This window comes from Pseudomonas sp. DE0010 (assembly GCF_007680745.1).
GTDB lineage: Bacteria > Pseudomonadota > Gammaproteobacteria > Pseudomonadales > Pseudomonadaceae > Aquipseudomonas > Aquipseudomonas parafulva_B.
In genome coordinates this window covers 1-292 of the sequence record NZ_VEJQ01000164.1, presented here as the reverse complement: position 1 = coordinate 292, position 292 = coordinate 1, and the positions used below count along the sequence as shown (strand labels likewise).

Genomic DNA, 292 nt, shown 5'->3' with positions numbered 1-292 from the left:
AGCGCCTCCAACTGGGAGCGAATCACCTCGGTTGGTCGCTCCACATCGCAGACTTCCGCAAAATCCAGCAAACCCTGGCGCGAGGCAAACAGCGACTTGTTGCCCATCAACTCCAGCGCCAGAACATCCTCGGGAAGGTAGGCGGTGGTGTTGACGATGTCGTAGGCGGGCGCCAGCCGCGCATCACGCTGGGTAGGGTCGGCATAGAGCAAGCCGAAGTTCTTCAGATGCGCATCGCCATTGCCGAGGATGCAGCTCAGGCTCACCGTGGCGAAGAGTTGCGCCAGCGAAG

At 61.3% G+C, this 292-nt stretch carries 1 protein-coding gene; it reads right to left on the bottom strand.

Annotated elements, in window-relative coordinates; all coding sequences use genetic code 11:
• Nucleotides 1-292, bottom strand: a 292-nt coding sequence (locus FS767_RS22085; RefSeq protein ID WP_144968226.1) for a HipA domain-containing protein, incomplete at both ends; no start/stop codon positions are given.